The organism is Ureibacillus thermophilus, assembly GCF_004331915.1.
GTDB classification, from domain to species: domain Bacteria; phylum Bacillota; class Bacilli; order Bacillales_A; family Planococcaceae; genus Ureibacillus; species Ureibacillus thermophilus.
Map to the genome: position 1 here is coordinate 962,395 of NZ_CP036528.1, position 25,814 is coordinate 988,208.

Below are 25,814 nucleotides of genomic sequence, written 5' to 3' on the forward strand. Positions count from 1 at the left end.
TTATGAGCAAAAAGGAAAAAATTGTCGTACAAACTTCCGTTAAAGATGAATGCCTTATTGAATTAAGACGCCAGCAAATTATCGAGGCGAGCGTGAAATTATTAAAAGAAAAAGGCTTTCATCGCGCGACGACAAGGGAAATTGCCAAAGCTGCTGGTTTTAGTATTGGAACATTATATGAATACATTCGGACAAAAGAAGATGTGCTCTATTTAGTTTGCGACCACATATATAATAAAGTCACGGAATGTTTAGAAGAAATTTCCACAAAAAATGGAACAATTGAAGAGTTGGAAGAAGCCATCCGTCAATATTTCTTGTTGATTGACCGAATGGTGGATGAATTCACCGTCATGTATCAAGAAACGAAATCATTCCCGAAAGAAGCAATGCAATATGTTTTAAGAAAAGAGTTAGAGATGGTTTCGCTGTTTGAGGAAATTTTGCGCAATGTTGTAAAATCGGGAGAAATTCAACTGACGGATGAAGAAATTTATTTAGCAGCAAACCATCTGGTGATTCAAGGCCAAAGCTGGGCATTCCGAAAATGGGCATACCATAAGAAATATACAATTGAAGAATTTATTGCATTGCAGACGAGATTATTCTTAAAAGGCATTCTGCATTTCCGGGAAAAATAGGAAAAAACACCGCTAATTGCATACGACTATTTCGTTGCATGGCGGTGTTTTTATCACACATTTAGGGAGATGTTGTTCATTTTTCAACGGAAGGGGTAATCATATGGTTCAAGTTCGAACAGAGGAAAAACGTTCAAAGACGGAAATCAAACGTCAAAAGACAGAGGTGTATCATCCAAAAAATCACGTTCGTTTTGTGACGGCATCAAGCCTTTTTGACGGCCACGATGTTTCTATCAACATCATCCGTAGACTTCTCCAAGCAAGCGGAGCAGAAGTGATTCATCTAGGGCATAACCGTTCTGTGGAAGAAGTGGTGAATGCGGCGATTCAGGAAGATGTGCAAGCTGTTGCAGTGTCATCTTATCAAGGTGGACACATGGAATACTTCAAATATATGTATGATTTACTGAAGGAAAAAGGAGCACCCCACATTAAAATCTACGGCGGCGGTGGAGGGGTGATTTTGCCGCGGGAAATTAAAGAGCTCCATGAATACGGCATTGCGGGAATTTTCTCCCCTGAAGACGGCATGCGCCTCGGCTTGCAAGGCATGGTGAATGAAAAACTAAAGGGTGCTGACTTTTCAAGACTGACAGGAAACTATGTAGAAAAGCTGAATCAATTGTCAACAGACCGCCCGGAAATTTTAGCAAACTTAATTACGGCGGCTGAAATCGGCGGCGACCCGGAAATTGAAGAGATGTTGAAACTCGCCCGGGAAAGAAGTAAAGGCACACCGGTTGTCGGCATCACGGGTACAGGGGGAGCCGGAAAATCTTCTTTAACTGATGAATTGGTGCGCAGATTCTTGAGAGAGTTCCCTGATAAACGAATTGCTATCATTTCCGTTGACCCGACGAAACAAAAAACGGGCGGGGCGTTGCTTGGCGACCGTATCCGCATGAACGCTATTTTCGATAAAAGGGTGTACATGAGAAGCTTGGCAACACGAGGATCCCGTTCGGAACTATCTGCTGCCATTGGCGATATTTTAGATGTGGTCAAGGCGGCCGGTTTTGACTTAATCCTTGTGGAAACAAGCGGAATTGGCCAAGGGGATGCGGAAATTATAAAATATACAGACCTTTCCATGTATGTTATGACGAGCGAATTCGGAGCACCATCCCAGTTGGAAAAAATTGATATGATTGATTTTGCAGACTTAATTGCCATCAACAAATTTGAGAAAAAAGGTTCTGAAGATGCTCTTCGCCAAGTGCAAAAACAATATCAGCGGGCCCATGAATTGTTTGATCAGAAATTAGATGATATGCCTGTTTACGGCACGATTGCCAGCCAATTCAACGACAAAGGTACAAATGCTTTATTTGCCGCCCTTATCAATAAAATCAATGAAAAATTCGGCTATAATTGGAAAACTTCTTATGAAATTGTATCAAAAACAGAAAAACAAGACGTCATCATTCCAAATGACCGTCGTTTCTATCTGAGAGAAATTGTTGAAACGGTCCGCAACTACCATAAAAAAGTGGAACAGCAAGCAAAACTTGCGACAAGACTTTACCAAATTGAAGGCACAATCAACGAATTGAAAGAAAAACATCCGGATGAAGCGCTCATCAAGTCTTTGGAGGCGCTAGCTGAAGGCATCAAAAACGAACTGACGCCGGAATCAAAACGAATCTTAGAAAATTGGGAGAAATTAAAAGAAGCCTACTCTGGGGATGAAATGGTCACAAAAGTGCGGGATAAAGAAATTCGGACTTTACTGACAACGACGTCATTATCCGGAACAAAAATTCCGAAAGTGGCATTGCCGAAATTTAAAGACTACGGTGAAATTTTGCGTTGGGTATGTAAAGAAAACGTACCTGGTTATTTCCCATATACAGCAGGTGTATTCCCATTCAAACGCCAAGGGGAAGATCCGAAGCGGCAATTTGCGGGAGAAGGAACACCGGAACGCACAAACAAACGATTCCACTATTTATCCAAAGATGACCCAGCCAAACGCTTATCAACTGCTTTCGACTCTGTCACATTATACGGTGAAGATCCAAATGAGCGTCCGGACATCTTCGGGAAAATTGGCGAATCTGGTGTGAGCGTTTGCACATTAGATGATATGAAAAAACTATTTGAAGGTTTTGATTTATGCGACCCATCCACTTCCGTATCAATGACTATCAACGGCCCTGCGCCAATTCTTTTGGCGATGTTTATGAACACAGCCATCGACCAGCAAGTGAAGAAAAAAGAAAAAGAATTAGGGCGCATTTTGACAGTAGAAGAATTTACGGAAGTGAAGGAAAAAACATTGCAAGTTGTCCGCGGAACAGTGCAAGCGGATATTCTAAAAGAGGACCAAGGCCAAAACACTTGCATCTTCTCGACGGAATTTGCCCTTCGCATGATGGGAGATATTCAAGAATACTTTATTAAACATAAAGTGCGGAATTACTATTCTGTATCCATCTCCGGCTATCATATTGCAGAAGCTGGAGCCAACCCGATTACGCAACTGGCCTTTACTCTTGCGAATGGCTTTACGTATGTCGAATATTATTTAAGCCGCGGCATGCATATTGACGATTTTGCACCTAACTTGTCCTTCTTCTTCTCAAACGGCCTTGACCCTGAATATACGGTAATCGGACGGGTAGCCCGACGCATTTGGGCGATTGTGATGCGGGACAAATACGGTGCAAATGAACGCAGCCAGAAGCTTAAATACCATATTCAAACATCCGGCCGCAGCTTGCATGCCCAAGAAATTGCATTCAATGATATTCGTACAACGCTTCAAGCTTTAATGGCATTGCAAGACAACTGCAACTCGCTTCATACAAACGCTTATGATGAAGCCATTACAACGCCGACGGAAGAATCCGTAAGAAGAGCGATGGCCATCCAAATGATTATTACAAAAGAGCTGGGTTTATCGAAAAATGAAAACCCATTGCAAGGTTCTTTCATCATCGAAGAGTTGACAGATTTAGTGGAACAAAAAGTGCTGGAAGAATTTGAACGGCTCAACGACCGCGGAGGCGTTCTTGGCGCGATGGAAACGCAGTATCAGCGAGGAAAAATTCAAGAAGAATCCATGTACTATGAACAATTGAAACATTCCGGCGAACTGCCAATCATCGGTGTGAATACGTATATTAACCCAAATGCTTCCATCGAAGAGATCGATAAATTAGAAGTAGCCAGAGCAACAAATGAAGAAAAAGAGCAGCAAATTCGAAATTTACGAGCTTTCCAAGAAAAACACAAAGAGGAATGCGAAAAAGCGCTCAAACGTCTTCAAGAAGTGGCACTATCTGGCGGCAATATTTTTGAAGAGTTGATGGAAACTGTCAAAGTGGCAAGTCTAGGCCAAATTACAAAAGCTTTATATGAAGTGGGCGGCCAATATCGAAGAAATATGTAAAGTGGAAGCAGGAATTTTTTACAAAATCCAAAAGAACAATTAAAATATAAAAAGTAAAGTTTTTGTCTATAATGAAAAGAGGAACGTTCGAAAAGGCTAGGTTTCGAACGCTTCCTCTTCTTATACATATACAGGTAAAATTTTGATGAATTATCATTTTTATAAAAAAACTTTGCAAAATTCTATCATCCATGGAGGAAAATTAGCTATAATGTTTTTTACAAGAAGTGGAGGGTTGCAATTGAAACAATACACACATTATTTAGTCATTTTAGCTTGTCTCATTGCAACCTTCTTTTTGTATAATAAACAATTAGGAGCGATTCCGCTGCTAATTTTATCAGGATATTTATTTTTTTTGGCATTTAGAGAATTTTATAAAATAAAAAACAACAAATGAATCTAGCATAGTATACAATTATATGTATATAATGGATAGCATGTGTAATGTATGTAAAAGAAAGGGCGTGCACGAGTTGAAGATTCGTGAAATGACAAAAGAGCAAATAGCAGAAGAATCGTTAATTGACTTAGCTTATGCAATTTTGGAAGAGAAAAAAACAGCCGTTCCATTTTTTGATTTGCTTGAAGAAATCAAGCAGTTAAAAGGATTTTCAGAAGAAGAAGTAAAGGATGTATTAGTGCAATTCTTTACAGATTTAAATGTGGATGGCCGTTTCTTATTAAATCACGAAAATATGTGGGGGCTTCGTGAATGGTATAAAATCGAAACAGTTGAGGAAGAAACAGCTCCTACAATTAAAACGCGCAGACGCAGAACGAGACTTGCTTACTTTGATGATGAAGAAGAAATCATCGATGAAGAGGATATTGTATTTGAAGAAGAACTTGAAGAGTTCTTGGATGAAGATGAAGAAGACCTTGACTTTGATGATGAAATTGTAGATAAATTTGAGGATGATTTAGACGATATCGATGTTGACCTTCCTGAAGATATTCCAGATGTAGATGATGATTTGCTAGAAGAAGATGAGGAATTCTTAATGGACGACGATGATGTAATTGAAGTAGATGAGGAAAATGAGGAAGAAGAAGAGTAATAATTTTCTGTAAAAATGTATTTTTGTTTAAATCTCTTGACTAATTTTTCGCTTCCGTTTAATCTTTTATTTGGGCTCCTTCAAAAGGAGAATGAACGTGATAGATTCACGCTCCCCCTGCGAACGTGCAGGAGGAGCGTTTTTTATTTTTTAACCCGCAAGGAAGCTTATGTTCATTGCAACTTGTTTCTAAAATGCCATAAACTTTCTGATTCAATGTTTAGCCTTTTTCCTTTTGGGAATGTTGCTTGTAGGCAAAGATAATATAGAAAAGGATTTTGAACGAACATGCAGCAATGATTACAATGAGCTTCTTCATTTGATAAAATGTGGAAATATTTTGAGGAGGAATCTTACAAATGACAAAGTATATTTTTGTAACGGGTGGAGTAGTGTCTTCCTTGGGAAAAGGGATTGTAGCAGCATCTCTTGGACGGTTGTTAAAAAATCGCGGTTTGCAAGTAACGATTCAAAAATTTGATCCATATTTGAATATAGATCCCGGTACAATGAGCCCTTACCAGCATGGGGAAGTATTCGTAACAGATGATGGTGCTGAAGCAGACTTGGACTTAGGCCACTATGAACGATTCATCGATATTAATTTAGGAAAACATTCAACTGTAACGTCCGGAAAAATTTATCAAACAGTTCTTGCGAAAGAACGCCGCGGCGACTACAACGGAAAAACGGTGCAAGTTATTCCGCATGTGACAAATGAAATTAAAGAACGCATTCAGCGTGCTGGAAGAGAAACAAATGCCGACATCGTCATTACAGAAGTGGGCGGAACTGTAGGGGATATTGAAGGTCTTCCATTTTTAGAAGCAATTCGCCAAATGAAATCCGATTTAGGTCCAAATAATGTGATGTATATCCATTGTACGTTGATCCCTTATATCCGAGCATCAGGCGAATTAAAAACGAAGCCAACGCAACATTCTGTTAAAGAATTGCGTTCATTAGGCATTCAGCCAAATATTATCGTGGTGCGTACAGAATTGCCTGTTTTCGATGACATGAAAGAAAAATTAGCGTTGTTCTGCGATGTTTCTCCTCGCAACATCATTGAATCCCGTGATGTAGAACACTTATATGAAGTGCCATTAAATCTGCATGCACAAGATTTTGATGATATCGTACTTGAACATTTCGGCATTGAAGCTCCTGAAGCGGATATGTCTGATTGGCAAGAGCTTGTGCATAAAGTGAAAAGCTTGAAATACAAAACACGTATTGCCCTTGTTGGTAAATATGTGGAATTGCAAGATGCCTATATTTCAGTCGTTGAAGCGATGAAACATGCGGGATACGTGTATGATTCCGATATTTGCATTGATTGGATTAACGCAGAAGAAATTACAGAAGAAAATGTCCATGAAAAATTGAAAGACGCCGACGGAATTTTGGTGCCTGGCGGATTTGGAAACCGCGGTACGGAAGGAAAAATTACAGCCATTAAATATGCCCGTGAAAACGACATTCCATTCCTTGGCATTTGCTTAGGTATGCAATTGATGGCAATCGAATTTGCCCGCAATGTTCTTGGCTTAAAAGGCGCCCACACAACAGAAATTGATAAAGACACATCATATCCAATTATTGATTTACTGCCAGACCAAAAAGAAAACATGGATTTAGGCGGCACATTGCGCTTAGGATTATATCCATGCAAACTATTGGAAGGTTCTCGAGCTGAGCAAGCTTATCAAGATGAATTAATTTATGAACGCCATCGCCACCGCTATGAATTCAACAACGAATTCCGTGAAGCGATGGAAGCGGAAGGCCTTGTGTTCTCAGGGACAAGCCCTGATAACCGCTTAGTGGAAATCATCGAATTGCCGGAGAAAAAATTCTTCATCGGATGCCAATTCCATCCAGAATTTGTTTCTCGTCCGCAACGTCCACAACCGCTATTCCGAGAATTTATTGGAACAGCATTTAAATATCGTAAAAATCAATAATGTCCTAACATAAAAAAGTCCGGGCTGTCAGGAAAGGAAGCCCGGACTTTTTGTGTGCAGATGAGATAAAAAAAGAGCGAAGTTTAAACTGTTTACTCTAGGTTTGTCATAAAAATTATAATTCATCTTCCAACATTTCATCATAAACAATTTTAATGGCTTCATAAATAAATAGTGCGGCGTGGAGATGAGGCACCACAATCCGTTCACCTAATTTCGTCGGATGGGGAATCAATCCACCTCGTATTTGCATGGAAATATAAGTATAAGCCAAATTGCTCAACTCATTTTCGTCACTGGCAGCATCACTGGCCACAACAGCAAAAGGGATAAACTCATCATATAATTTTTTCGCCAGTTGAAGGGCTTCTGGATTTTGGGCGCTTTTTGTGAAGATTAAAACCCGATCGGCTTCATGAATGTCCACATCCGGCGACCATTTGGAAAGTTTCGCAAATGGCTCTTCGCTATATAAAGCATAAAATTCAACTGCCTGGAGTTCATCAAAGCATGCAAAAAAAACATTCCCTTCTCCAATACCGGCTTGTGCCAGAAGCCTTGCTGTTTGTTCAATGGAATCTTCTTCATTTTGGATAATTTTTTGATATAACCCATTTAATTGGGTTGCAAGGATTTTTGACATATTTCCACCTCAAACCAATTATAAATGGCAGCCCTTTGAAATGCAAAAATAGAGGAAAACATAAAAACTGCTTGATGGCATGATTTTTCTGCATCAGGATGTGAAATACAAAATAGAATAACGATTGCCCATATTTTACATAGAATGTAAAAAATATGTTTATTATAATGAAAATAAGGGAATTAAAATGGGGGATTGGAAAAAAGCATATTGAATTTGAGGAGAAAAATTGTGAAGAAAATACTGATTGTGGATGATCAAAAAGGAATCCGTATACTGCTCGATGAAATTTTTACATCGGAAGGAGTGAAAACGTATTTAGCATCCAATGGAAAAGAGGCGCTGAAAATTTTAGAAGAGACGAAAATGGATGGCGTGCTTCTGGACATGAAACTGCCAGGAATGGATGGAAAAGAAGTGTTAAAAAAGATGAAAGCTCTATATTCTGATATGCCGGTATTTATGATGACGGCATATGATGAAGGAGAAATGCGCGTACAAGAAAATAGCTGCCATGCAGATTATTATTTTCCAAAACCTTTTAATGTGCATGAATTAAAAAATACGGTTCTCGAATTATTAGAAAAACGACTCTGATTAATATACCGTTCCGTACTATTTGGAACGGTAATTTTATTGTTCTTATATTTTTCATAATGGAGTACAGAGAAGGAGATTCCCATTCCGCAAGTTGCATCCTTCACGAAACCAGAGTTCAAAAAAGGCCTGCCATCCGCAACTTCTTAACATTTCCCTCTATACTTGTGAGTAATTCTTGAATTTGGTACTATTATTACGGAAAAAGTTATTAAATTAACCATCCTGAGGAGGATTTGAATAATGCCATTAGTATCGATGAAAGAAATGCTGATTAAAGCGAAAGAAGGAAAATATGCGGTTGGTCAATTTAATATTAACAATTTAGAATTCACACAAGCCATTTTGCAAGCGGCTGAAGAAGAAAAATCCCCTGTCATCCTTGGTGTTTCTGAAGGCGCTGGTAAATATATGGGCGGTTTTATTGCTGTTTACCACATGGTAAAAGGTTTAATGGAAAGCTACAACATTACCGTTCCTGTTGCCATCCACTTAGACCACGGTTCCAGCTTCGAAAAATGTAAAGAAGCCGTTGACGCCGGTTTCACTTCTGTCATGATCGATGCATCCCACAAACCATTTGAAGAAAACGTAGAAATAACAAAAAAAGTAGTTGAATATGCACATGCCAAAGGGGTATCTGTTGAAGCAGAACTTGGTATTGTAGGCGGACAAGAAGACGATGTAGTAGGCCACGGCATCATTTATGCGGATCCGCAAGAATGTAAACAACTAGCTGAACTCACTGGCATTGACTGCTTAGCTCCAGCATTAGGTTCTGTTCACGGTCCTTACAAAGGTGAACCAAAACTAGGTTTTAAAGAAATGGAAGAAATCTCGAATTTAACAAACCTTCCACTTGTTCTTCACGGCGGAACAGGAATCCCAACAAAAGACATTCAACGTGCCATTTCATTAGGAACAGCAAAAATCAATGTAAACACAGAAAACCAAATTGCTGCAACAAAAGTGGTTCGTGAAATTCTTGAAAAAGATCCAACACTTTATGACCCACGTAAATATCTAGGACCTGCTCGCGAAGCAATCAAAGAAACAGTTATTGGAAAAATCCGCGAATTCGGAAGCTCCAACAAAGCCTTCGAATAATGGTTGAAATGCGCAAACCATAGCGGAAAAATAGTCCGAAATAATGGTTTATTTTTTATCTATAAATGTCTAGTATAGACTTTAAACAAACGAAAAGTTCACTTCGAAATAGTAACAAAGAGAAGTGTCGAATGTGCGACCTTCTCTTCATTTTTCATAACAATAGGGGAGGGCTATTATGAAATTTTTTATTGATACAGCAAACTTCGATGAAATTAAAGAAGCGTATTCATGGGGGATTCTTTCAGGCGTAACCACGAATCCTTCATTAGTGGCAAAAGAGGAAGGAATCTCTTTCCATGACCGTCTTCGCGAAATAGCAGAACTAGTTGACGGCTCTGTCAGCGGAGAAGTAATTTCCCTTGATGCAGAAGGAATGATTCGCGAAGGTCTTGAACTCGCACAAATTGCACCAAACATTACAATCAAATTGCCAATGACGCCAGAAGGATTAAAAGCATGCAAATATTTCTCTGAAAAAGGTATTCAAACAAACGTCACGTTAATTTTCAGCGCTAACCAAGCCCTTCTAGCAGCTCGTGCCGGCGCAACGTACGTTTCTCCCTTCGTTGGTCGATTAGATGATATCGGACAAAACGGCGTTGAATTAATTGCCCAAATTGCAGAAATCTTTGATATTCATCAAATTGAAACAGAAATTATTGCGGCATCCATTCGCCATCCGCAGCACGTGGTTGACGTTGCTTTAGCTGGTGCAGATATTGCCACAGTGCCATTTAAAGTGCTTAAACAAATGTTCCATCATCCATTAACGGATAAAGGAATCGAAACATTTTTAGCCGATTGGGAAAAACGCAAAAACCAATAAAAATAGCCAAACATGGTTTAGTTTCTTAAAAGAACTGAAAAGAATAAAGATAAGATAAGATAAATTGCTAGCAAATTTGCCGGGCAAAAATAAACTATTGTTAATGAATGTGTTTTTTGAATGCGTATTGCAGTGGAAAAATGACCATAATAAAGGAAACTTTCCAATCATGAGGGAGAACGCGTATGGATGTATATAAAATTATTGGCGGAAATCGTCTAAAAGGAACAGTCAAAGTCAGTGGAGCAAAAAATAGTGCCGTTGCGTTAATACCCGCATCCATCCTAGCAAACTCTCCAGTGACCATCGGCGGCATTCCCGAAATTTCAGACGCTTTTACGTTAAAAATATTACTTGAGGAAATCGGTGGAGAAGTCGTTTTCGAAGATGGAAAAATGACGATAGATCCAAGAAATATGACGCCGATTCCGTTGCCAAATGGCAATGTAAAAAAACTTCGTGCCTCTTATTACCTCATGGGTGCAATGCTTGGCCGATTTAAAAAGGCGGTCATTGGGCTTCCAGGGGGATGCTTTTTAGGTCCGCGCCCAATTGATCAACATATTAAAGGATTCGAAGCTTTAGGGGCAAAAGTAACAAATGAACACGGTGCTATTTATTTAAGAGCGGAAGAGTTGACCGGCGCAAAAATTTACTTGGACGTTGCGAGTGTAGGTGCAACCATCAACATCATGCTTGCGGCTGTCCGTGCAAAAGGGAAAACAATCATCGAGAATGCGGCGAAAGAACCGGAAATTATTGACGTGGCTACACTTCTCACAAATATGGGGGCGAACATTAAAGGGGCTGGAACAAGCGTTATTCGGATAGAAGGTGTTGAAGAACTTCACGGTACAAAGCATGTCATTATTCCTGATCGCATTGAAGCAGCAACGTTTATGATTTATGCAGCTGCATTAGGAGATGGCGTTACCGTAGACAACATTATTCCGCTCCATTTAGAAGCAGTAACTGCAAAATTGCGTGAAATGGGCGTTAAAGTGGAAGAAGGGGAAGAAAGTATCTTCATCCCAAAAACGGATATTTTGCAAGCGGTTGACGTGAAAACTCTGGTCTATCCAGGATTCCCCACAGATGTTCAACAACCCCTCTCCGTATTGATGACACAAGCTATTGGTGCCTCAAAAATTACGGAAACCATCTACACATCTCGCTTTAAGCATATTGACGAATTAAGGCGCATGAATGCGAATGCAAGAGTGGAAGGAAATACCGCCATCATTCAAGGTCCAACCAAGTTGCATGGCTCCAAGGTGACAGCAACCGATCTTCGGGCAGGTGCTGCGTTGGTGCTTGCTGGTCTCTTAGCTGAAGGGGAAACGGAAATTCATGATATCTATCATATTGAAAGAGGCTACAGCCACTTTGTAGAAAAATTGCAAAGTCTCGGAGCCAATATTCGAAAAGAATCGATTACAGTCAGCACGGTGGAAAGGGCTGAGTAATAGCTCATTATATGATAAAATGACATTTGGAAATTGAAGTCTCGGTAATTGTAGTAGGAGGACTAAATAAAATGGAACGTAGTTTAACGATGGAAATAGTGCGTGTAACGGAAGCAGCAGCAATCGCATCTGCCAAATGGATGGGCCGCGGTTTAAAAAATGAAGCAGACGAAGCGGCAACTTCAGCAATGAGAGCTTTATTTGATACAATCCCAATGCACGGAAGAGTGGTTATTGGCGAAGGGGAAATGGATGAGGCGCCAATGTTATATATTGGCGAAGAACTTGGCCTTCGCAATGGAGGTCCTGAAGTGGATATCGCTGTAGATCCGCTGGAAGGTACAAATATTGTGGCAAAAGGCGGCAATGGAGCCATCACTGTTGTGGCCATTGCAGACCGAGGCAATTTATTGCATGCGCCGGATATGTATATGGAAAAAATTGCAGTGGGTCCTGAAAGCAAAGGAAAAGTTGACATCAATGCATCCGTTACGGAAAATTTAAAAGCAGTAGCAAAAGCTAAAAATAAATCTGTTTCTGATGTCGTGGCAATCATTCTTGACAGACCGCGCCATCAACATATCGTGGATGAAATTCGTGCGGCAGGAGCGCGCATCAAATTCATTCAAGATGGGGACGTTAGTGCAGCAATCAGCACAGCATTTGATGAAACAGGCATCGATATCATGTTTGGTACAGGAGGCGCTCCAGAAGGGGTCATTGCCGCAGCAGCATTGAAATGTTTAGGTGGAGATTTCCAAGGAAGACTTGTTCCGCAAAACGACGAGGAATTACAACGCTGCATCAGCATGGGTCTCGATGTTTCAAAAGTATTATATTTAGATGACCTCGTCAAAGGGGACGATGCGATTTTTGCTGCAACAGCCGTAACGGATACTGAATTATTAAAAGGCGTTCAATATAAAGGAGAATACTGCTTAACCAACTCGCTTGTCATGCGTGCCAAAACAGGCACAGTCCGCTTTATCGAAGGCCGCCACAACATGGTGAAAAAACCAAATTACGTAAAATAATAAATGCTACTCATTTGAGATGTCTGATAGTATATTAAATATATATCAGGCATCTTCTTCATCCTTCTTCATTCCACCAATGACTTTCCAACAACTCGATAAAAAAATAAAAAGACTGGAGTAATGCTATGTCTCTCACGATTGCTCAATTAGAAAACATGACGTTGAAGGAATTATATAATCTTGCAAGAGAATACAAAATTTCCTACTATAGCAAATTAACAAAAAAAGAATTAATCTTTGCAATATTGAAATCACGTTCAGAATTAGAAGGCTATTTCTTTATGGAAGGGATTCTCGAAATCGTCAATTCAGAAGGTTTTGGCTTCCTTCGACCTATCAACTATTCGCCTTCCAAAGAAGACATTTATATTTCAGCTTCGCAAATTCGACGTTTTGACCTTCGAAATGGCGATAAAGTTTCTGGTAAAGTACGCCCACCAAAAGAAAATGAAAGGTATTATGGATTGCTTCAAGTAGACGCAGTAAACGGAGAAGATCCGGAAATTGCGAAAGAACGCGTTCACTTCCCAGCTTTAACTCCAATCTATCCTAATCGACAAATCAAACTTGAAACAACACCTGATAAATTATCCACAAGAATTATAGACTTAGTGGCGCCGATTGGGTTTGGACAACGTGGGTTAATTGTAGCACCGCCTAAAGCAGGTAAAACAACGTTATTAAAAGAAATTGCCAATGCTATCACAACAAATTATCCTCAAGCAGAACTCATCGTGTTATTAATTGATGAACGTCCAGAAGAAGTAACGGATATTGAACGTTCCGTGAAAGCCGATGTGGTAAGTTCTACCTTTGATGAAGTGCCTGAAAATCACGTAAAAGTGGCGGAGTTGGTATTGGAACGCGCCCGACGTCTAGTGGAACATAAACGCGATGTCATTATCTTAATGGATTCCATTACGAGACTGGCAAGGGCTTATAACTTAGTCATTCCACCAAGCGGAAGAACTCTATCCGGTGGAATTGACCCAGCGGCATTTCATCGTCCTAAACGATTCTTTGGTTCGGCTCGAAACATTGAAGAAGGCGGCAGCTTGACGATTTTAGCGACAGCGCTGATCGATACAGGTTCCCGCATGGATGAGGTTATTTATGAAGAATTTAAAGGAACGGGAAACATGGAGTTACATTTAGACCGCAACTTGGCAGAACGCCGGATTTTCCCAGCATTGGATATTCGCCGTTCTGGTACACGAAAAGAAGAATTATTAATTCCGCAAGATCAATTAGAAAAACTTTGGGCAATTCGAAAAACCTTCACTGACGCTCCTGATTTTACAGAACGTTTCTTGAAAAAACTTCGCTCAACAGAATCCAACGAAGAATTTTTTGAAATCTTAAATGAAGAAATGAAAAAAGTAAAAGGCAAAGGATTGCTTTAACGCTTCAATGATTTGCTTTATACTTTAACTTGAATGTTTAAAAATTGTATGTTATTATGATTCAGTATGTTACGTGTGCATATGTAACTGGCATATTCGGGTTATGTAAGGCACAGTACGAATAAATAACTCTGTTCCAGAAAAATGGTTCAGGGCGGGAGGTAAACGAATATGAAACAAGGAATTCATCCAGAATATCATACTGCAACAGTAACATGCTCTTGCGGTAACACATTCCAAACTGGTTCAGTGAAAAAAGACATTCGCGTTGAGGTTTGCAACGAATGTCATCCATTCTACACTGGCCGTCAAAAATTCGCGACTGCAGCTGGTCGTGTGGATCGTTTCAACAAAAAATACGGTCTCAAATAAGAAGTATGAAATGCCTGCCAACAATCTGGCAGGCATTTTTTTAAGGAAAAGAACCAATAATTAATGGCAAAAATGAGGGAGAACAATGGCTCAATTATTTTTTAAATATGGAGCAATGAACAGCGGAAAATCCTTTGAAATTTTGAAAGTTGCACATAATTATGAAGAGCAAAATAAACCAGTTTTAATGTTTACTTCCGGCATTGATGATCGAGATGAGGTCGGATATGTTTCAAGCCGCATCGGCATGCGCCGCAAAGCCATTCCTGTTTATGAGGATACGAACATTTTTGAGATCGTGAAAAATTATCCTGAACAATTGTATTGTGTACTAGTGGATGAAGTGCAATTTTTAAAAAAACATCATGTGCTGCAATTAACGCAAATTGTGGATGCATTGGACATCCCGGTAATGGGGTTTGGATTAAAAAATGATTTTCGAAACGAGCTGTTTGAAGGAAGCAAATATATGCTTCTCTATTCGGATAAAATTGAAGAAATGAAAACGATTTGCTGGTTCTGCCATAAAAAAGCAACAATGAATTTACGGATTGATGAAAACGGAAAACCAGTTTACACCGGAGAACAAATTCAAATCGGCGGAAACGATACATATTATCCCGTTTGCCGAAAATGCCACGCCAATCCTCCTTTGTGAGAGTATTAGATAGGGGAGAATCTGCACCAATGGGGAAAGCAAAAGCGAGAAATGAAGAAGTATCCGCACTAATTGGATTTGTATCCGCCCGAAATGAGGAGGCAACCGCACGAAACGTGGCAGTATCCGCACGAAATGAGGAGACAAACGCCCGAATTGGAGTGGTATCCGCACCAAATGGAGTAGTAAACGCACGAAATAGAGCAGTATCCGCCCGAAATGAGGAGGCAACCGCACGAAATAGAGCAGTATCCGCACAAAATGAGGAAGCAAACGCACAAAATGAGGAGGCAACCGCACGAAACAATGCAGTATCCGCACTAAATAAGGGAGCAAACGCACAAATGAGGTAGCATCCGCACAAAATAAATTACCATCCAGACAATTCGAGGGAAATTTTAGCCCAAGCCCAAACTAAATCAACCAGTAGCACAACCTTTTCATTTTCTTTATACTAATAAAGTCAATGAATTTACGAAACATTAAACCTTTTATATAAATCGAACTACAAACGAGGTGAACGTCATGTTTGATAAACTCCAAGCTGTAGAAGAACGCTATGAACGATTAAACGAATTGCTGAGCGATCCTGAAATCGTCAACGATGCGAAGAAACTCCGCCAATATTCAAAAGAACAGGCAGATATTCAAGAAACGGTAGAAGTATATCGGGAATACAAAAAAACAAAAGAAGAATTTGAAGATGCCAAACAAATGCTGGAGGAAAAACTGGATCCAGAAATGCATGAACTCGTAAAAGAAGAGTTCAACACATTAAAAAATAAAATTCAAGAACTGGAACAAAAACTAAAAATTCTTCTTCTTCCGAAAGATCCTAACGACGACAAAAACGTAATCATGGAAATTCGCGGTGCAGCAGGTGGGGATGAAGCCAATATTTTCGCAGGTGACCTATTCCGCATGTATACGCGCTATGCAGAATCGCAAGGATGGAAAGTGGAAGTATTGGAAGCTTCTCCAAGCTCCAGCGGCGGATACAAAGAAATTATTTTCATGATCAACGGCAATGGCGCTTATTCTAAATTCAAATTCGAAAACGGAGCTCACCGCGTACAACGGGTGCCGCAAACTGAATCCCAAGGGCGCATCCACACATCCACAGCGACAGTGGCTGTTCTTCCAGAAGTGGAAGAAGTAGAAATCGAAATTAATGAAAAAGATATCCGCGTTGATACTTTCGCTGCATCCGGAGCCGGTGGACAACACGTTAATACGACCATGTCTGCTGTCCGCATGACCCATATTCCAACGGGGATTGTCGTGTCCATGCAAGATGAACGTTCCCAAATTAAAAACCGCGAAAAAGCATTAAGAGTCCTTCGTGCGCGTGTGGCGGACCACTACAACCGCGAAAAGCAAAAAGAATTGGATGCTGCAAGAAAATCTGCTGTTGGTACAGGAGACCGTTCAGAGCGCATCCGCACCTACAACTATCCGCAAAACCGCGTCACTGACCATCGAATCGGCTTAACGATTCAAAAACTGGACCAAGTCATGGAAGGGAAGCTTGATGAAATCATCGACGCACTTATCATGGAAGATCAAGCTTCCAAATTGGCGAGATTAAATGAAGAAGCATAATACAGTGGTGGAGGCCCTCAATTGGGCTTCTTCTTTTTTAACGGAACATGGTCGTGACGCCAATGCAGCAAGAATTTTAATGCAGCATCTTTACAAAACAAACTATACAGGGTTGATGATGCACATTCATGAAGAAATGCCGGAAGAGAAGCGACTCACCTTTCAACAAATGGTAGAGGAACATGCAAAAGGCAGGCCAGTCCAGTACATTACAGGGACTGAAGAATTTTATGGAAGAACCTTTATGGTGGATGAATCCGTCCTCATTCCTCGCCCGGAAACAGAAGAATTAATTCTTGGCGCAATGACAAGAATGAAGAAATGGTTTGGTGAAAAGAAAGAGTTAAAACTCGCCGATATCGGTACAGGAAGTGGCATTATTGGGATTACGATGAAGCTGGAATGGCCAAATGCAAAAGTGGTGGCAACGGATATTTCGGAAGCGGCACTCAACATGGCAAAACGAAATGCAGAACATTTGCATGCAGACATCGATTTTCGATTAGGGGATTTAACAGATCCGATTGCAAATGAAAAATGGGATGTCATTTTATCCAATCCTCCCTATATCGCCCATCATGAGGCAAAAGAAATGTCTGATGTCGTGTTGGAACATGAACCCCATCTTGCCCTATTTGCAGAAGATGACGGATTGCAATGTTATAAACGATTGGCTCAAACTTTGCCTAACCTATTAAATCAGCCTGCGCTGATTGGCGTAGAAATCGGCTACAATCAAGGGGAAGCAGTGGCAGAACTGTTCAAATCAAGCTTTCCACAAGCGCAAATTGAAATAGTGAAAGATATAAATCAAAAAAATAGATTTGTTTTTTGTATAATCGATGTATAAAAATTTCCCTGCCTGTCCATGATGATGACAGGGAGGGAAATACAATGTTAAATGATTACGAGATTATGAGAAACGAAAAAGACCGAATTCATCCAATCATCAGCATTCTTAAATTGATTGCATCCGCTCTTGCAGTATATTGTTTTCTACTAATGGTTCCAGATTTAGTTGATCAAATCTATGAAGCTCGGGAAAAGATGGTAGATGATTCTTTAAAAATCCGTGTCATTGCAAACAGCAACACAAAAGCCGATCAAGCGTTCAAAAATGAAATGGTGGCTAGCCTTGAACCGATTTTCTCAGAAATTCAGTACAATGAAATCCATCAAGAAGAAAATGATGAAGCCTTTGCCAAATTGGCCACTTATATTGGGCAGCACTATTCTGATCGTGATGTGAAAATCAATATCGGCGAACATTTAATGCCGCCAAAATGGGATGGACACACTTTCTATCCACAAGCTTATTACCATTCGTTAGTGTTGACAATTGGCGCAGGGCGTGGGGATAACTTCTGGTGCAGCATTTTTTCCAATTTATGTGAACGTCCGAGCGACAAAAACAAAGAGAAAACGGAAAAAGAAGAGAAAGAAGAAGTGCGGTTTATCGTGTGGGAATGGTTGAAAAAATGGTTTAGTTAAAGTTATCCACTGAAATGGGTACCCATTCGAGTAAATTCTACAAATTTTCCACTATATTCAGAAAAGTTATACACATTTTGCACAAAATTATCCACAAAATGTGGATAATATTTCAGAAATTCAGTTTTATCAGGAGATGACATACATGAAAACAGTCCTACTTACTGTGGATAAAAAAGTGGATAAAGAAAAAATTTATGCACAAGCTGTGGATATTTTAAATCAAGGGGAAGTTGTTGCTTTTCCAACTGAAACGGTGTACGGATTAGGAGCAGTAGCAACAAACGAAGAAGCGGTAAAGAAAATATATAAAGCAAAGGGACGTCCTTCTGATAATCCTCTCATTGTACATATTGGAACGATGGAAGAAGTTCCGAATTATGTGGAAGAAATTCCAGAAAATGCGAAAAAATTAATGGAACGCTTTTGGCCAGGTCCCTTGACGCTCATTATGAAAGCCAAAAGGGGAGTGCTTGCAACAAGCGTCACAGCAGGTTTATCAACAGTAGGGATTCGCATGCCGGACCATGAAGTGGCGCTTGAGCTTTTAAGGGCATTGAAAAAACCGCTTGCAGCTCCCAGCGCCAATCGAAGCGGGAAGCCAAGCCCCACAAAAGCAGCCCACGTATATGAAGATTTAAAAGGACGCATTCCTTTAATATTGGATGGCGGAACAACTGGGATTGGCATCGAATCGACGGTTTTGGATGTGACGGTAAATCCCCCGGTGATTTTGCGTCCGGGCGGCATTACTAAAGAAATGTTGGAAGACGAAATCGGCGAAGTGTTGGAACCGACGCCGAAAGAACAAGAGCTGGAATCCACTCCGAAAGCCCCGGGCATGAAATACACCCATTATGCTCCAGAAGCGCCGGTGTATTTAATTGAAAAAAATCATGAGAAAATCAAACAGACAATCGCCAAGTTGAAAAAGGAAGGCCATCGGGTTGCGCTGCTTGCCCCGTCCAATTATTCTGCAACATCCGCAGATTACTTTTTCCCCTTTGGCGATGAAGAAGATCAAAAGCAAATGGCTGCCAAACTATATGATTCACTCCGCGCATGCGACAAAACCGATGCTACCATTATTTTAGCTACAACCACTTCTTCAGAAGGCGTCGGCGCAGCAATAATGAATCGTCTTTTTAAAGCGGCAGGAGGGAAATTTATAGAAGTGCCAGGTACTGAATAGTGCTGGCGCTTTCCCTCATAATATTCCGTTCTTCAAAATCATAAAATAAAGTGCCTACCTTAAAATGAAAAGAGGACGATAATTGCAAGAAATCATTTCTGGACTCATCGTGTCATTGGATGTGGCAGCACTTTATTTGTTGATTCCGAATGTAACAAGCCGCTTTTTTCTTTCCATGTGGACAGCCATTCTCCATATGATTTTTCCCATTATCGGATTTACAGTAGGCAATTGGATGCTGCATCTTTTAGCGCAATGGTCGAATATTGTATCCAGCTGCCTTTTATTTTTTATTGGATTGCAATTTATTGTATCTTCAAAAAATCCCTATTTTTCAATTCCGATTGGATTATTAGCCATTACTTCGAGTTTAGACACCTTTTCAGTAAGTATTTCTTTTGGTATGCTTAATTTACAAAAATATTATTTTATTGCAAGTGCAGGAATATGGGCTTTTATCCTATCATATACAGCATTATATTTGGCGAAATCGGGCATTTCGATAAAAAGCACGCCATTAAAATGGATTGCGGGCATATCTTTAATTACAATAAGTGTATATACTTTATGGGAACAGTAATAAGAAAGAGTGAGAGGGTATCATGAATATTTATTTTGTTTGTACTGGAAACACATGCAGAAGTCCAATGGCAGAAGCAATTTTGAAACACAAGAATATAAAAGGCATCGAAGTAAAATCAGCGGGCATTTTCGCATTAGAGGGAGGGAAAATGTCGGAACATTCAAAAACTGTCTTGGAGCAAGAAAATATTGATTTTCAACATACCACAAGACAAGTGAATGAATCGGATATTGAATGGGCGGACTTAATTTTAACTATGACAAGCGCCCATCGAGATATGATTTTACAATTATACGAAAAAGCGAAAGGAAAAACATATACGCTTAAAGAATATGTTACACCATATAGTTCATTAGACGTTTCTGACCCATATGGAGGCGATTTGAACACATATAAAAATACCTATGAAGAATTAAATAGATTAATCGATGAATTAGTTAAGAAAATCACTGGAGGTGATCCAATTAATGAAGAAAACATTTAGCATCCGAAAGAAACTTGTACTATTCGTCAGCATATTGGCAGTAATTACCTACTCTACAAGTTTCGTTTTCATTCGATTTTTGCACCCATACTTTTTCTCTAAATTTTTCCCGAATGAACTGCTCTTTGAAATTATTACATACTTGTTAGGCATTACATGGTCCGGCATTTTGGCTGCCATTTTCAGCGTTGTGCTTACAAAACCGCTTGAAAAGTTGGAAAGAACAGCAACAAGGGTGGCAGAAGGAAAGATTGGAAAAGATGTGGAAATGCCCAAAACCCATGATGAAATCCGTTCAGTGGCAGAAGCGTTTCAACTGATGCTCCAAAACTTGCGTCAAATGGTTGAGCGCATCGATGTTAACTTCCAAAAAACAAATCAAACGATTATTGAATTATCGGAGCAAACATCCAGAGCAACGAGAAAAGCAGAGGCAATTGCCCAAACCGTGGGTCAAATTTCAACGGGGGCGGAAGCATCTGCTATTGCGGTGCAAGAAACAGTGGAAGCAATTGAAGATGTGCGTCAACTAGCAGCAGAGGTAAATGAAAAAGCATTGAATTCAAGAGAAGAATCCTTGCAAATGCTTGAAAACTTAAAAGTAACCTCCAGTGCTTTTAATAACTTGATTAATAGTATTCAACAAATTACGTATGGGAATGAAAGAGCGCTGGACAGCATTCATCAATTAGAAAAAAATGCTGAGCAAATCGGAAATATTATCAGCCTTGTTGGTGACATTGCCGCCCAAACAAATTTGCTTGCATTAAACGCCTCCATCGAAGCTGCTAGAGCAGGAGAACATGGAAAAGGATTTGCAGTAGTTGCAGAAGAAGTACGCAATCTTGCCGATGAAAGTGCAAGGGCTGTACAAGGCATTACAGAATTAATCAAAACGATGCAGGAAAACGTGAATGTCGTTGTGAACCAAATGAAAGAACAAGTAGCCTTTGCGAAAAATGAATCGACGAAAATTACAGAAGCTACTGCCATTGTGGAAGAAATGGCAAGCAAAGTCCGCGGCATGGCAGATACAGTCATTCAAATTTCTCAATTGATTGAAAAGCAAATGGTCAATATTGAAACTACTGCTCATCAATCCCAAGAAGTAGCAGCGATTGCGGAAGAAACATCTGCTGGTGCAACGGAAGTAAAAGGTTCTACAGATGAACAAGCGGCAAGCTTAGAGGAAATTGAAAGACTATCAGAAGAATTAAAACATCAATCCGAGCAGCTATATAAATTCATTCAACAGTTTGATCGTTCCAACTAGTGATTTTCATTTGTCATTTCTAAAGGGGATGGAGAAATGAGAAAATACAAAGGGGTTATGGCATCCGTTTTAACTGTCGGGCTCGTGATGGGGCTCAGTGCATGCAGTGGGGATGCCGATAAAGCTGCTGATAAGAAAGAAACCCAGGAAGACACAATCAATAAAGCTTTAGCAGCAGAAGGAGAAAAAATAGCAAAATCGAGTTGCGCCGGTTGCCATGGAGTAGATTTGAAAGGAGATCTCGGACCAAATTTACATAATCTCTCCTTGTCAAGAGAAGAGATTATAGAGATTTTGATAAAAGGACGAAAAACAATGCCGCCAGGAAGTGCAAATGGCAAGGAAGAAGAAGTGGCCGAGTATTTAATGACGCTAAAGTAAAATACATAATAAACTCGAACGGAACAATGCCTCGTTCGGGTTTTTTATTTTGAAGAGAAATGGGGATTTGACAAAAAAAGTAGTACAAACCAATGACTGGTCTGTACTACTAGAGGTGGTTAGTGGGTTGGACTGGGATTATTAATTCCAATCAAAGCTTATTATTCGGTAATTTTAAACATTGCACGGATGGCAGGAATGCCTGTGCCCGGGTGATCATCTCGATACGTTAACATGGGTCTTAAATAATAAGTCGGTTGGATTTGTTGACCTTTATAAATGGAAGGATATATATCAATGAATTGGTAACCCGGTTCGCCTGTTGCTTTTAATTTTAGATGGATCATTCCTTGGCTGTTGAAACCGCAAATGTATCCGATATAGCTGTTATTGTATAAAACAGCCAATGCGTTATCGAATTCTGTCCATCCCGAACCTTTAATAGTAATGACAAATTCTGTGCCCACTGGTCCGGATGAAGGCGAAATAGATACAATCGAAGGCAAAATTCTTAAATACGTTTGCCCATAAACTTCATCTCCCACTTTTACATCGATTAAGTGAGGAAGCCCGCCTAAATCATCTGGAATAGCAAACTCATAAACTAAGTTTCCATTGTCATCTGTTGTTGCTTCACCCAAATCGAAAACCTCTGGCCCATATCCTTCCGCAGTGACGCGTGTGCCGACCATTGTATGCCAATCGAAAGTTACTTTTTCGTTTTTCGGTAAACCGGAAGCTGTTAATACAACTTTTTCGCCGACAGTGCCTTCTGAACGGTCAAGAGTTACGGTTACGCCATCTTTATTTTGCGGTTCTGGCATCTTAATTCCGCCGCCTGCTGGTTCAGGAGCTTCTTCCACATAAGACGCCGTTGTGACAGGCTCATCGGAAGTGATTTCGAATGTAAAATAATGGGTATCGATGTAGTTAATTGCGGAGCTGCTTCGGCTTAAGTATGGGAATCCCATAGCACCACTTTCAACAGTAATGCTGTGAAGTCCTTTTTTTCCTACTGCACGGAATACGGCTTCTGCTTTACCGTTTGTTGTAATCGCTGTAATCATACCTGTGTATTTATTATCCCAGTTGACATGCCATAAACTACCAAACATTTTCCAGCTTAACCCTTCACCCTTGACAGTGACTTCTGTTCCAGGAGGGCCGGATGTTGGACTCATCGTAAACACGGTTTCTACAAAGAAGTTGGCTTTTGCGACCACTTCATCTTCCTGATAAATCAGAATATCGTGGTCATCCCCAAAGCCATCTGGAATGGAAAAGGTTCCTTCCCATTTTCCGTCTCCGTCAGCTGTGCCTTCAGCAACCACTTTTTCCACTGGTTTAAAAGCTGTACCGATGAAAGAATAATTATCTTCTATTTGGTAAGAACCGATCATGTCGACCCAAACAACTTTTAATGGTTGATTCGGCTTTAAAGAATCTAAAGTTATAGTCACTTCATCGCCAATCCGTCCGCTGCTTTTACTTAGCGAAACATTGCCGATTAAATTCATTTGTTTTTCTTCTGAATTTTTTTCAGTAGTGTCTTCTGTATTTTTAGTATTTTCTTCAGTCTTTTCAGATTCTTGGCTAGAATCCGTACATCCTGCTATGAAGATTGCGGCAAAAAGTAGGAAGGTCATGAGGCGTAGGCGATGGATCATGAAGTTGTTTCCTCACCTTCGCTAGATGCGGATTCTTTGGATGCTTGTTCTTGAGCAGCTTGAGATAATCTTGCTTCTTCGCCTTTTTCAAGAATTGTCAACTTCGATAAAGAAACGTCAAATGGTTGATACGTAAATTCTTTGCCATCTACTTCTGCCACAATCTTATAATCTAATGTACCAGTAGGGAAGTCATCTGGAATTGTCCAGCTCACTGTGTAAAGCAATGTACCTTCTTCTCCGTGTGGTCCAATCTTCATTTCATATTCATCTCCAGTGGCTAAAACCACTTTCACTTTTGCATCTTCTACTGTTTGGTTCGTCTCTTGATCCACTACATTTGCTCGGAACACGATTGTATGACCCCGTTCGAAGCGACTATCTACTACGCATACAGCATCCGCTTGAAGATGGGAATTAATTGTGTCGCCCAATACAACGATAGATGCTTCTTCAGTTGCAGTTGTTGTTTCTGTGTCATCTTCCTTTGTGGAATCGTTTCCATTACAGCCCGCAACAAGCAATCCTGCAAACAACAACCCTGCCAACAAATGCCTTTTTCTTTTTTTCACCACTTATAATCCTCCTTTGTTCCTTTTACTTTCTTCCTATTAAATTTTTAAAATTTCTGAATTTACTTAATATTATAACTTTCACCAATTCAGAAAAAAAGAGTGTTTTAGAAAAAATACCTAAAACAAAAATGTTGCCGAAGTTGTGTTTTAAAGAAAATGAAAAGGAATGAAAAAATTCCGAATAATGATGCTAGAAAACGAAAAAAATATTTATCCTTCTCTCAAAATATGAACATTTTTATTAAATCCAGAAAAAATATTCGTATTTTGATAAAAAGCCGGTTTAAAAATATAGGAAAATCCGTGTTCATCTTTTATAATTAGTGGTACACTGTTGTTATCAAAATGCTTTGAGGAGGTAAACAAGTGAAAGTAGCCATTTCATCAGACCATGGCGGCAATAATTTACGTAAAGAAATCATGGCTTTGTTGGATGAATTGAATATTGAATATGAAGATTTTGGTCCGAAAACAGACGATTCCGTCGACTATCCGGACTATGCGCTTCCGGTGGCGGAAGGGGTAGCAAACGGAAAATTTGACCGCGGCATTTTAATTTGCGGAACTGGCATCGGGATGTCCATTGCAGCGAATAAAGTAAAAGGTGTTCGCTGTGCGTTGGTTCACGATGTTTTTAGTGCAAAAGCTACGAGATGTCATAACGATTCCAATGTTTTGGCAATGGGAGAGAGAGTCATTGGTCCGGGTTTAGCACGGGAAATCGTGAAAACATGGTTGAATACAGATTTTGAAGGCGGCCGCCACGAACGCCGCGTGAAAAAAATTGCGGAACTTGAAGGGTGAGTTTCTTATGGTTCTTGAAACCATTCAAAATCAATTGTCGCAGTTGCTTTCGGAATTTGAAGAACAAGTGGAGCTATTGCCGGGGCAACTTTTTGTGGTCGGCTGTTCGACATCGGAAATCAAAGGTTCAAAAATTGGAACAGCTGGTTCAATGGAGATTGCGAAAGTGTTATACGAAGAATTGAACGCCTTCGCAAAAAGGCATGGAGTGTATCTTGTTTTCCAAGGATGCGAGCATATCAACCGCGCATTGACTTTGGAACAGGAAGCAGCCGAGAAATATGGTCTTGAGCCGGTATCGGTGATTCCTGTTCAAAATGCAGGCGGTTCTATGTCTGCATATGCCTATCGAAAATTGAAAAAACCTGTGGTGGTTGAAAATATTCGGGCTCATGCGGGAATTGATATTGGACAAACGTTGATTGGCATGCATTTAAAAGAGGTGGCTGTTCCTGTCCGCACATCTGTCCGTCAAATTGGCGAAGCAATTGTATCTGCGGCAAAAACCCGACCAAAACTTATTGGAGGCAGCCGCGCAGTTTATGAACTCGAAAAAGGAACATCCTGCCAGTAATTATATACGT

27 protein-coding genes are annotated in these 25,814 nt (G+C 40.0%); 24 read left to right on the top strand and 3 right to left on the bottom strand.

Going from position 1 to position 25,814, the window contains the following annotated elements:
* Positions 1-2 precede the first annotated feature (2 nt).
* The 5 genes from DKZ56_RS04745 (at position 3) to DKZ56_RS04765 (ending at position 7,066) form a co-directional block, all read left to right on the top strand.
* Positions 3-641: a TetR/AcrR family transcriptional regulator gene (locus DKZ56_RS04745; RefSeq protein WP_208651616.1), complete on the top strand. Its 639-nt coding sequence runs from the start codon at positions 3-5 to the stop codon at positions 639-641.
* 103 nt (positions 642-744) lie between these two features.
* Positions 745-4,038: a fused isobutyryl-CoA mutase/GTPase IcmF gene (gene icmF / locus DKZ56_RS04750; RefSeq protein WP_208651617.1), complete on the top strand. Its 3,294-nt coding sequence runs from the start codon at positions 745-747 to the stop codon at positions 4,036-4,038.
* A 241-nt stretch (positions 4,039-4,279) separates the two neighbouring features.
* Positions 4,280-4,438: a hypothetical protein gene (locus tag DKZ56_RS04755; RefSeq protein WP_208651618.1), complete on the top strand. Its 159-nt coding sequence runs from the start codon at positions 4,280-4,282 to the stop codon at positions 4,436-4,438.
* Between the two features lie 67 nt (positions 4,439-4,505).
* Entirely contained in the window at positions 4,506-5,099 is a 594-nt protein-coding gene (rpoE, locus tag DKZ56_RS04760) for a DNA-directed RNA polymerase subunit delta (RefSeq protein ID WP_342775797.1), read from the top strand.
* A gap of 359 nt (positions 5,100-5,458) precedes the next feature.
* Positions 5,459-7,066: a CTP synthase gene (locus tag DKZ56_RS04765; RefSeq protein WP_208651620.1), complete on the top strand. Its 1,608-nt coding sequence runs from the start codon at positions 5,459-5,461 to the stop codon at positions 7,064-7,066.
* A 115-nt stretch (positions 7,067-7,181) separates the two neighbouring features.
* Here DKZ56_RS04765 and DKZ56_RS04770 read toward each other — a convergent pair whose 3' ends face one another.
* A complete protein-coding gene (locus DKZ56_RS04770; protein WP_208651621.1) occupies positions 7,182-7,709 on the bottom strand; it encodes a DUF2529 family protein in 528 nt (175 codons plus the stop codon).
* 231 nt (positions 7,710-7,940) lie between these two features.
* On the opposite strand from DKZ56_RS04770, the gene DKZ56_RS04775 reads away from it, so the two are divergent.
* The 17 genes from DKZ56_RS04775 to DKZ56_RS04855 all read left to right on the top strand — a co-directional run bounded on the left by DKZ56_RS04775 (position 7,941) and on the right by DKZ56_RS04855 (position 22,184).
* Positions 7,941-8,306: a response regulator gene (locus DKZ56_RS04775; RefSeq protein ID WP_208651622.1), complete on the top strand. Its 366-nt coding sequence runs from the start codon at positions 7,941-7,943 to the stop codon at positions 8,304-8,306.
* Between the two features lie 243 nt (positions 8,307-8,549).
* Complete coding sequence (locus DKZ56_RS04780; protein ID WP_208651623.1) at positions 8,550-9,413, top strand: class II fructose-bisphosphate aldolase; 864 nt, start codon at positions 8,550-8,552, stop codon at positions 9,411-9,413.
* Positions 9,414-9,591: 178 nt separating this feature from the next.
* Entirely contained in the window at positions 9,592-10,242 is a 651-nt protein-coding gene (gene fsa, locus DKZ56_RS04785) for a fructose-6-phosphate aldolase (protein ID WP_208651624.1), read from the top strand.
* Positions 10,243-10,427: 185 nt separating this feature from the next.
* Entirely contained in the window at positions 10,428-11,708 is a 1,281-nt protein-coding gene (locus tag DKZ56_RS04790; protein ID WP_208651625.1) for a UDP-N-acetylglucosamine 1-carboxyvinyltransferase, read from the top strand.
* A 71-nt stretch (positions 11,709-11,779) separates the two neighbouring features.
* Positions 11,780-12,742 carry a class II fructose-bisphosphatase gene (glpX, locus tag DKZ56_RS04795; RefSeq protein ID WP_208651626.1) on the top strand — a complete coding sequence of 321 codons (963 nt, stop codon included), beginning with the start codon at positions 11,780-11,782 and terminating at the stop codon, positions 12,740-12,742.
* 128 nt (positions 12,743-12,870) lie between these two features.
* On the top strand, positions 12,871-14,148 hold the full coding sequence (gene rho / locus DKZ56_RS04800; protein ID WP_208651627.1) for a transcription termination factor Rho: 1,278 nt from the start codon (positions 12,871-12,873) through the stop codon (positions 14,146-14,148).
* 171 nt (positions 14,149-14,319) lie between these two features.
* Positions 14,320-14,520, top strand: coding sequence for a 50S ribosomal protein L31 (gene rpmE, locus DKZ56_RS04805; protein WP_208651628.1), 201 nt, complete (start codon positions 14,320-14,322; stop codon positions 14,518-14,520).
* Between the two features lie 85 nt (positions 14,521-14,605).
* Entirely contained in the window at positions 14,606-15,178 is a 573-nt protein-coding gene (locus tag DKZ56_RS04810; protein WP_208651629.1) for a thymidine kinase, read from the top strand.
* A 29-nt stretch (positions 15,179-15,207) separates the two neighbouring features.
* On the top strand, positions 15,208-15,531 hold the full coding sequence (locus DKZ56_RS04815; RefSeq protein WP_208651630.1) for a hypothetical protein: 324 nt from the start codon (positions 15,208-15,210) through the stop codon (positions 15,529-15,531).
* A 172-nt stretch (positions 15,532-15,703) separates the two neighbouring features.
* Complete coding sequence (prfA, locus tag DKZ56_RS04820) at positions 15,704-16,780, top strand: peptide chain release factor 1 (RefSeq protein ID WP_208651631.1); 1,077 nt, start codon at positions 15,704-15,706, stop codon at positions 16,778-16,780.
* Complete coding sequence (gene prmC, locus DKZ56_RS04825) at positions 16,767-17,630, top strand: peptide chain release factor N(5)-glutamine methyltransferase (RefSeq protein WP_208651632.1); 864 nt, start codon at positions 16,767-16,769, stop codon at positions 17,628-17,630. Before prfA ends, prmC begins: the two co-directional genes overlap by 14 nt.
* A gap of 44 nt (positions 17,631-17,674) precedes the next feature.
* Positions 17,675-18,271: a stage II sporulation protein R gene (locus tag DKZ56_RS04830; protein WP_208651633.1), complete on the top strand. Its 597-nt coding sequence runs from the start codon at positions 17,675-17,677 to the stop codon at positions 18,269-18,271.
* A gap of 145 nt (positions 18,272-18,416) precedes the next feature.
* Entirely contained in the window at positions 18,417-19,463 is a 1,047-nt protein-coding gene (locus DKZ56_RS04835) for an L-threonylcarbamoyladenylate synthase (protein ID WP_208651634.1), read from the top strand.
* An 82-nt stretch (positions 19,464-19,545) separates the two neighbouring features.
* On the top strand, positions 19,546-20,043 hold the full coding sequence (locus DKZ56_RS04840; RefSeq protein WP_208651635.1) for a manganese efflux pump MntP: 498 nt from the start codon (positions 19,546-19,548) through the stop codon (positions 20,041-20,043).
* A 22-nt stretch (positions 20,044-20,065) separates the two neighbouring features.
* Positions 20,066-20,530 carry a low molecular weight protein arginine phosphatase gene (locus DKZ56_RS04845; protein WP_208651636.1) on the top strand — a complete coding sequence of 155 codons (465 nt, stop codon included), beginning with the start codon at positions 20,066-20,068 and terminating at the stop codon, positions 20,528-20,530.
* On the top strand, positions 20,514-21,803 hold the full coding sequence (locus tag DKZ56_RS04850) for a methyl-accepting chemotaxis protein (RefSeq protein ID WP_208651637.1): 1,290 nt from the start codon (positions 20,514-20,516) through the stop codon (positions 21,801-21,803). Before DKZ56_RS04845 ends, DKZ56_RS04850 begins: the two co-directional genes overlap by 17 nt.
* 36 nt (positions 21,804-21,839) lie before the next feature.
* Positions 21,840-22,184, top strand: a complete 345-nt coding sequence (locus DKZ56_RS04855; RefSeq protein WP_208651638.1) for a c-type cytochrome — start codon at positions 21,840-21,842, stop codon at positions 22,182-22,184.
* A 161-nt stretch (positions 22,185-22,345) separates the two neighbouring features.
* Here the strand turns inward: DKZ56_RS04855 and DKZ56_RS04860 are convergent, their stop codons facing one another.
* Positions 22,346-23,851 carry an IPT/TIG domain-containing protein gene (locus DKZ56_RS04860; RefSeq protein WP_208651639.1) on the bottom strand — a complete coding sequence of 502 codons (1,506 nt, stop codon included), beginning with the start codon at positions 23,849-23,851 and terminating at the stop codon, positions 22,346-22,348.
* Positions 23,848-24,426, bottom strand: coding sequence for a hypothetical protein (locus DKZ56_RS04865; protein WP_208651640.1), 579 nt, complete (start codon positions 24,424-24,426; stop codon positions 23,848-23,850). Before DKZ56_RS04865 ends, DKZ56_RS04860 begins: the two co-directional genes overlap by 4 nt.
* A gap of 366 nt (positions 24,427-24,792) precedes the next feature.
* Between DKZ56_RS04865 and rpiB the strand changes: the two genes are divergently transcribed.
* Positions 24,793-25,230 carry a ribose 5-phosphate isomerase B gene (rpiB, locus tag DKZ56_RS04870; protein WP_208651641.1) on the top strand — a complete coding sequence of 146 codons (438 nt, stop codon included), beginning with the start codon at positions 24,793-24,795 and terminating at the stop codon, positions 25,228-25,230.
* Between the two features lie 7 nt (positions 25,231-25,237).
* Entirely contained in the window at positions 25,238-25,804 is a 567-nt protein-coding gene (locus tag DKZ56_RS04875) for a TIGR01440 family protein (protein WP_208651642.1), read from the top strand.
* The last annotated feature ends 10 nt before the right edge of the window (positions 25,805-25,814 follow it).

Excerpts from the sequence above, each read along its gene's own strand:
- DKZ56_RS04745 (WP_208651616.1), top strand. The coding sequence starts at position 3 with ATGAGCAAAAAGGAAAAAATTGTCGTACAAACTTCCGTTAAAGATGAA.
- icmF (WP_208651617.1), top strand. The coding sequence starts at position 745 with ATGGTTCAAGTTCGAACAGAGGAAAAACGTTCAAAGACGGAAATCAAA.
- DKZ56_RS04765 (WP_208651620.1), top strand. The coding sequence starts at position 5,459 with ATGACAAAGTATATTTTTGTAACGGGTGGAGTAGTGTCTTCCTTGGGA.
- DKZ56_RS04770 (WP_208651621.1), bottom strand. The coding sequence starts at position 7,709 with ATGTCAAAAATCCTTGCAACCCAATTAAATGGGTTATATCAAAAAATT.
- DKZ56_RS04780 (WP_208651623.1), top strand. The coding sequence starts at position 8,550 with ATGCCATTAGTATCGATGAAAGAAATGCTGATTAAAGCGAAAGAAGGA.
- fsa (WP_208651624.1), top strand. The coding sequence starts at position 9,592 with ATGAAATTTTTTATTGATACAGCAAACTTCGATGAAATTAAAGAAGCG.
- DKZ56_RS04790 (WP_208651625.1), top strand. The coding sequence starts at position 10,428 with ATGGATGTATATAAAATTATTGGCGGAAATCGTCTAAAAGGAACAGTC.
- glpX (WP_208651626.1), top strand. The coding sequence starts at position 11,780 with ATGGAACGTAGTTTAACGATGGAAATAGTGCGTGTAACGGAAGCAGCA.
- rho (WP_208651627.1), top strand. The coding sequence starts at position 12,871 with ATGTCTCTCACGATTGCTCAATTAGAAAACATGACGTTGAAGGAATTA.
- rpmE (WP_208651628.1), top strand. The coding sequence starts at position 14,320 with ATGAAACAAGGAATTCATCCAGAATATCATACTGCAACAGTAACATGC.
- DKZ56_RS04810 (WP_208651629.1), top strand. The coding sequence starts at position 14,606 with ATGGCTCAATTATTTTTTAAATATGGAGCAATGAACAGCGGAAAATCC.
- DKZ56_RS04815 (WP_208651630.1), top strand. The coding sequence starts at position 15,208 with ATGGGGAAAGCAAAAGCGAGAAATGAAGAAGTATCCGCACTAATTGGA.
- prfA (WP_208651631.1), top strand. The coding sequence starts at position 15,704 with ATGTTTGATAAACTCCAAGCTGTAGAAGAACGCTATGAACGATTAAAC.
- prmC (WP_208651632.1), top strand. The coding sequence starts at position 16,767 with ATGAAGAAGCATAATACAGTGGTGGAGGCCCTCAATTGGGCTTCTTCT.
- DKZ56_RS04830 (WP_208651633.1), top strand. The coding sequence starts at position 17,675 with ATGTTAAATGATTACGAGATTATGAGAAACGAAAAAGACCGAATTCAT.
- DKZ56_RS04835 (WP_208651634.1), top strand. The coding sequence starts at position 18,417 with ATGAAAACAGTCCTACTTACTGTGGATAAAAAAGTGGATAAAGAAAAA.
- DKZ56_RS04845 (WP_208651636.1), top strand. The coding sequence starts at position 20,066 with ATGAATATTTATTTTGTTTGTACTGGAAACACATGCAGAAGTCCAATG.
- DKZ56_RS04850 (WP_208651637.1), top strand. The coding sequence starts at position 20,514 with ATGAAGAAAACATTTAGCATCCGAAAGAAACTTGTACTATTCGTCAGC.
- DKZ56_RS04855 (WP_208651638.1), top strand. The coding sequence starts at position 21,840 with ATGAGAAAATACAAAGGGGTTATGGCATCCGTTTTAACTGTCGGGCTC.
- DKZ56_RS04860 (WP_208651639.1), bottom strand. The coding sequence starts at position 23,851 with ATGATCCATCGCCTACGCCTCATGACCTTCCTACTTTTTGCCGCAATC.
- DKZ56_RS04875 (WP_208651642.1), top strand. The coding sequence starts at position 25,238 with ATGGTTCTTGAAACCATTCAAAATCAATTGTCGCAGTTGCTTTCGGAA.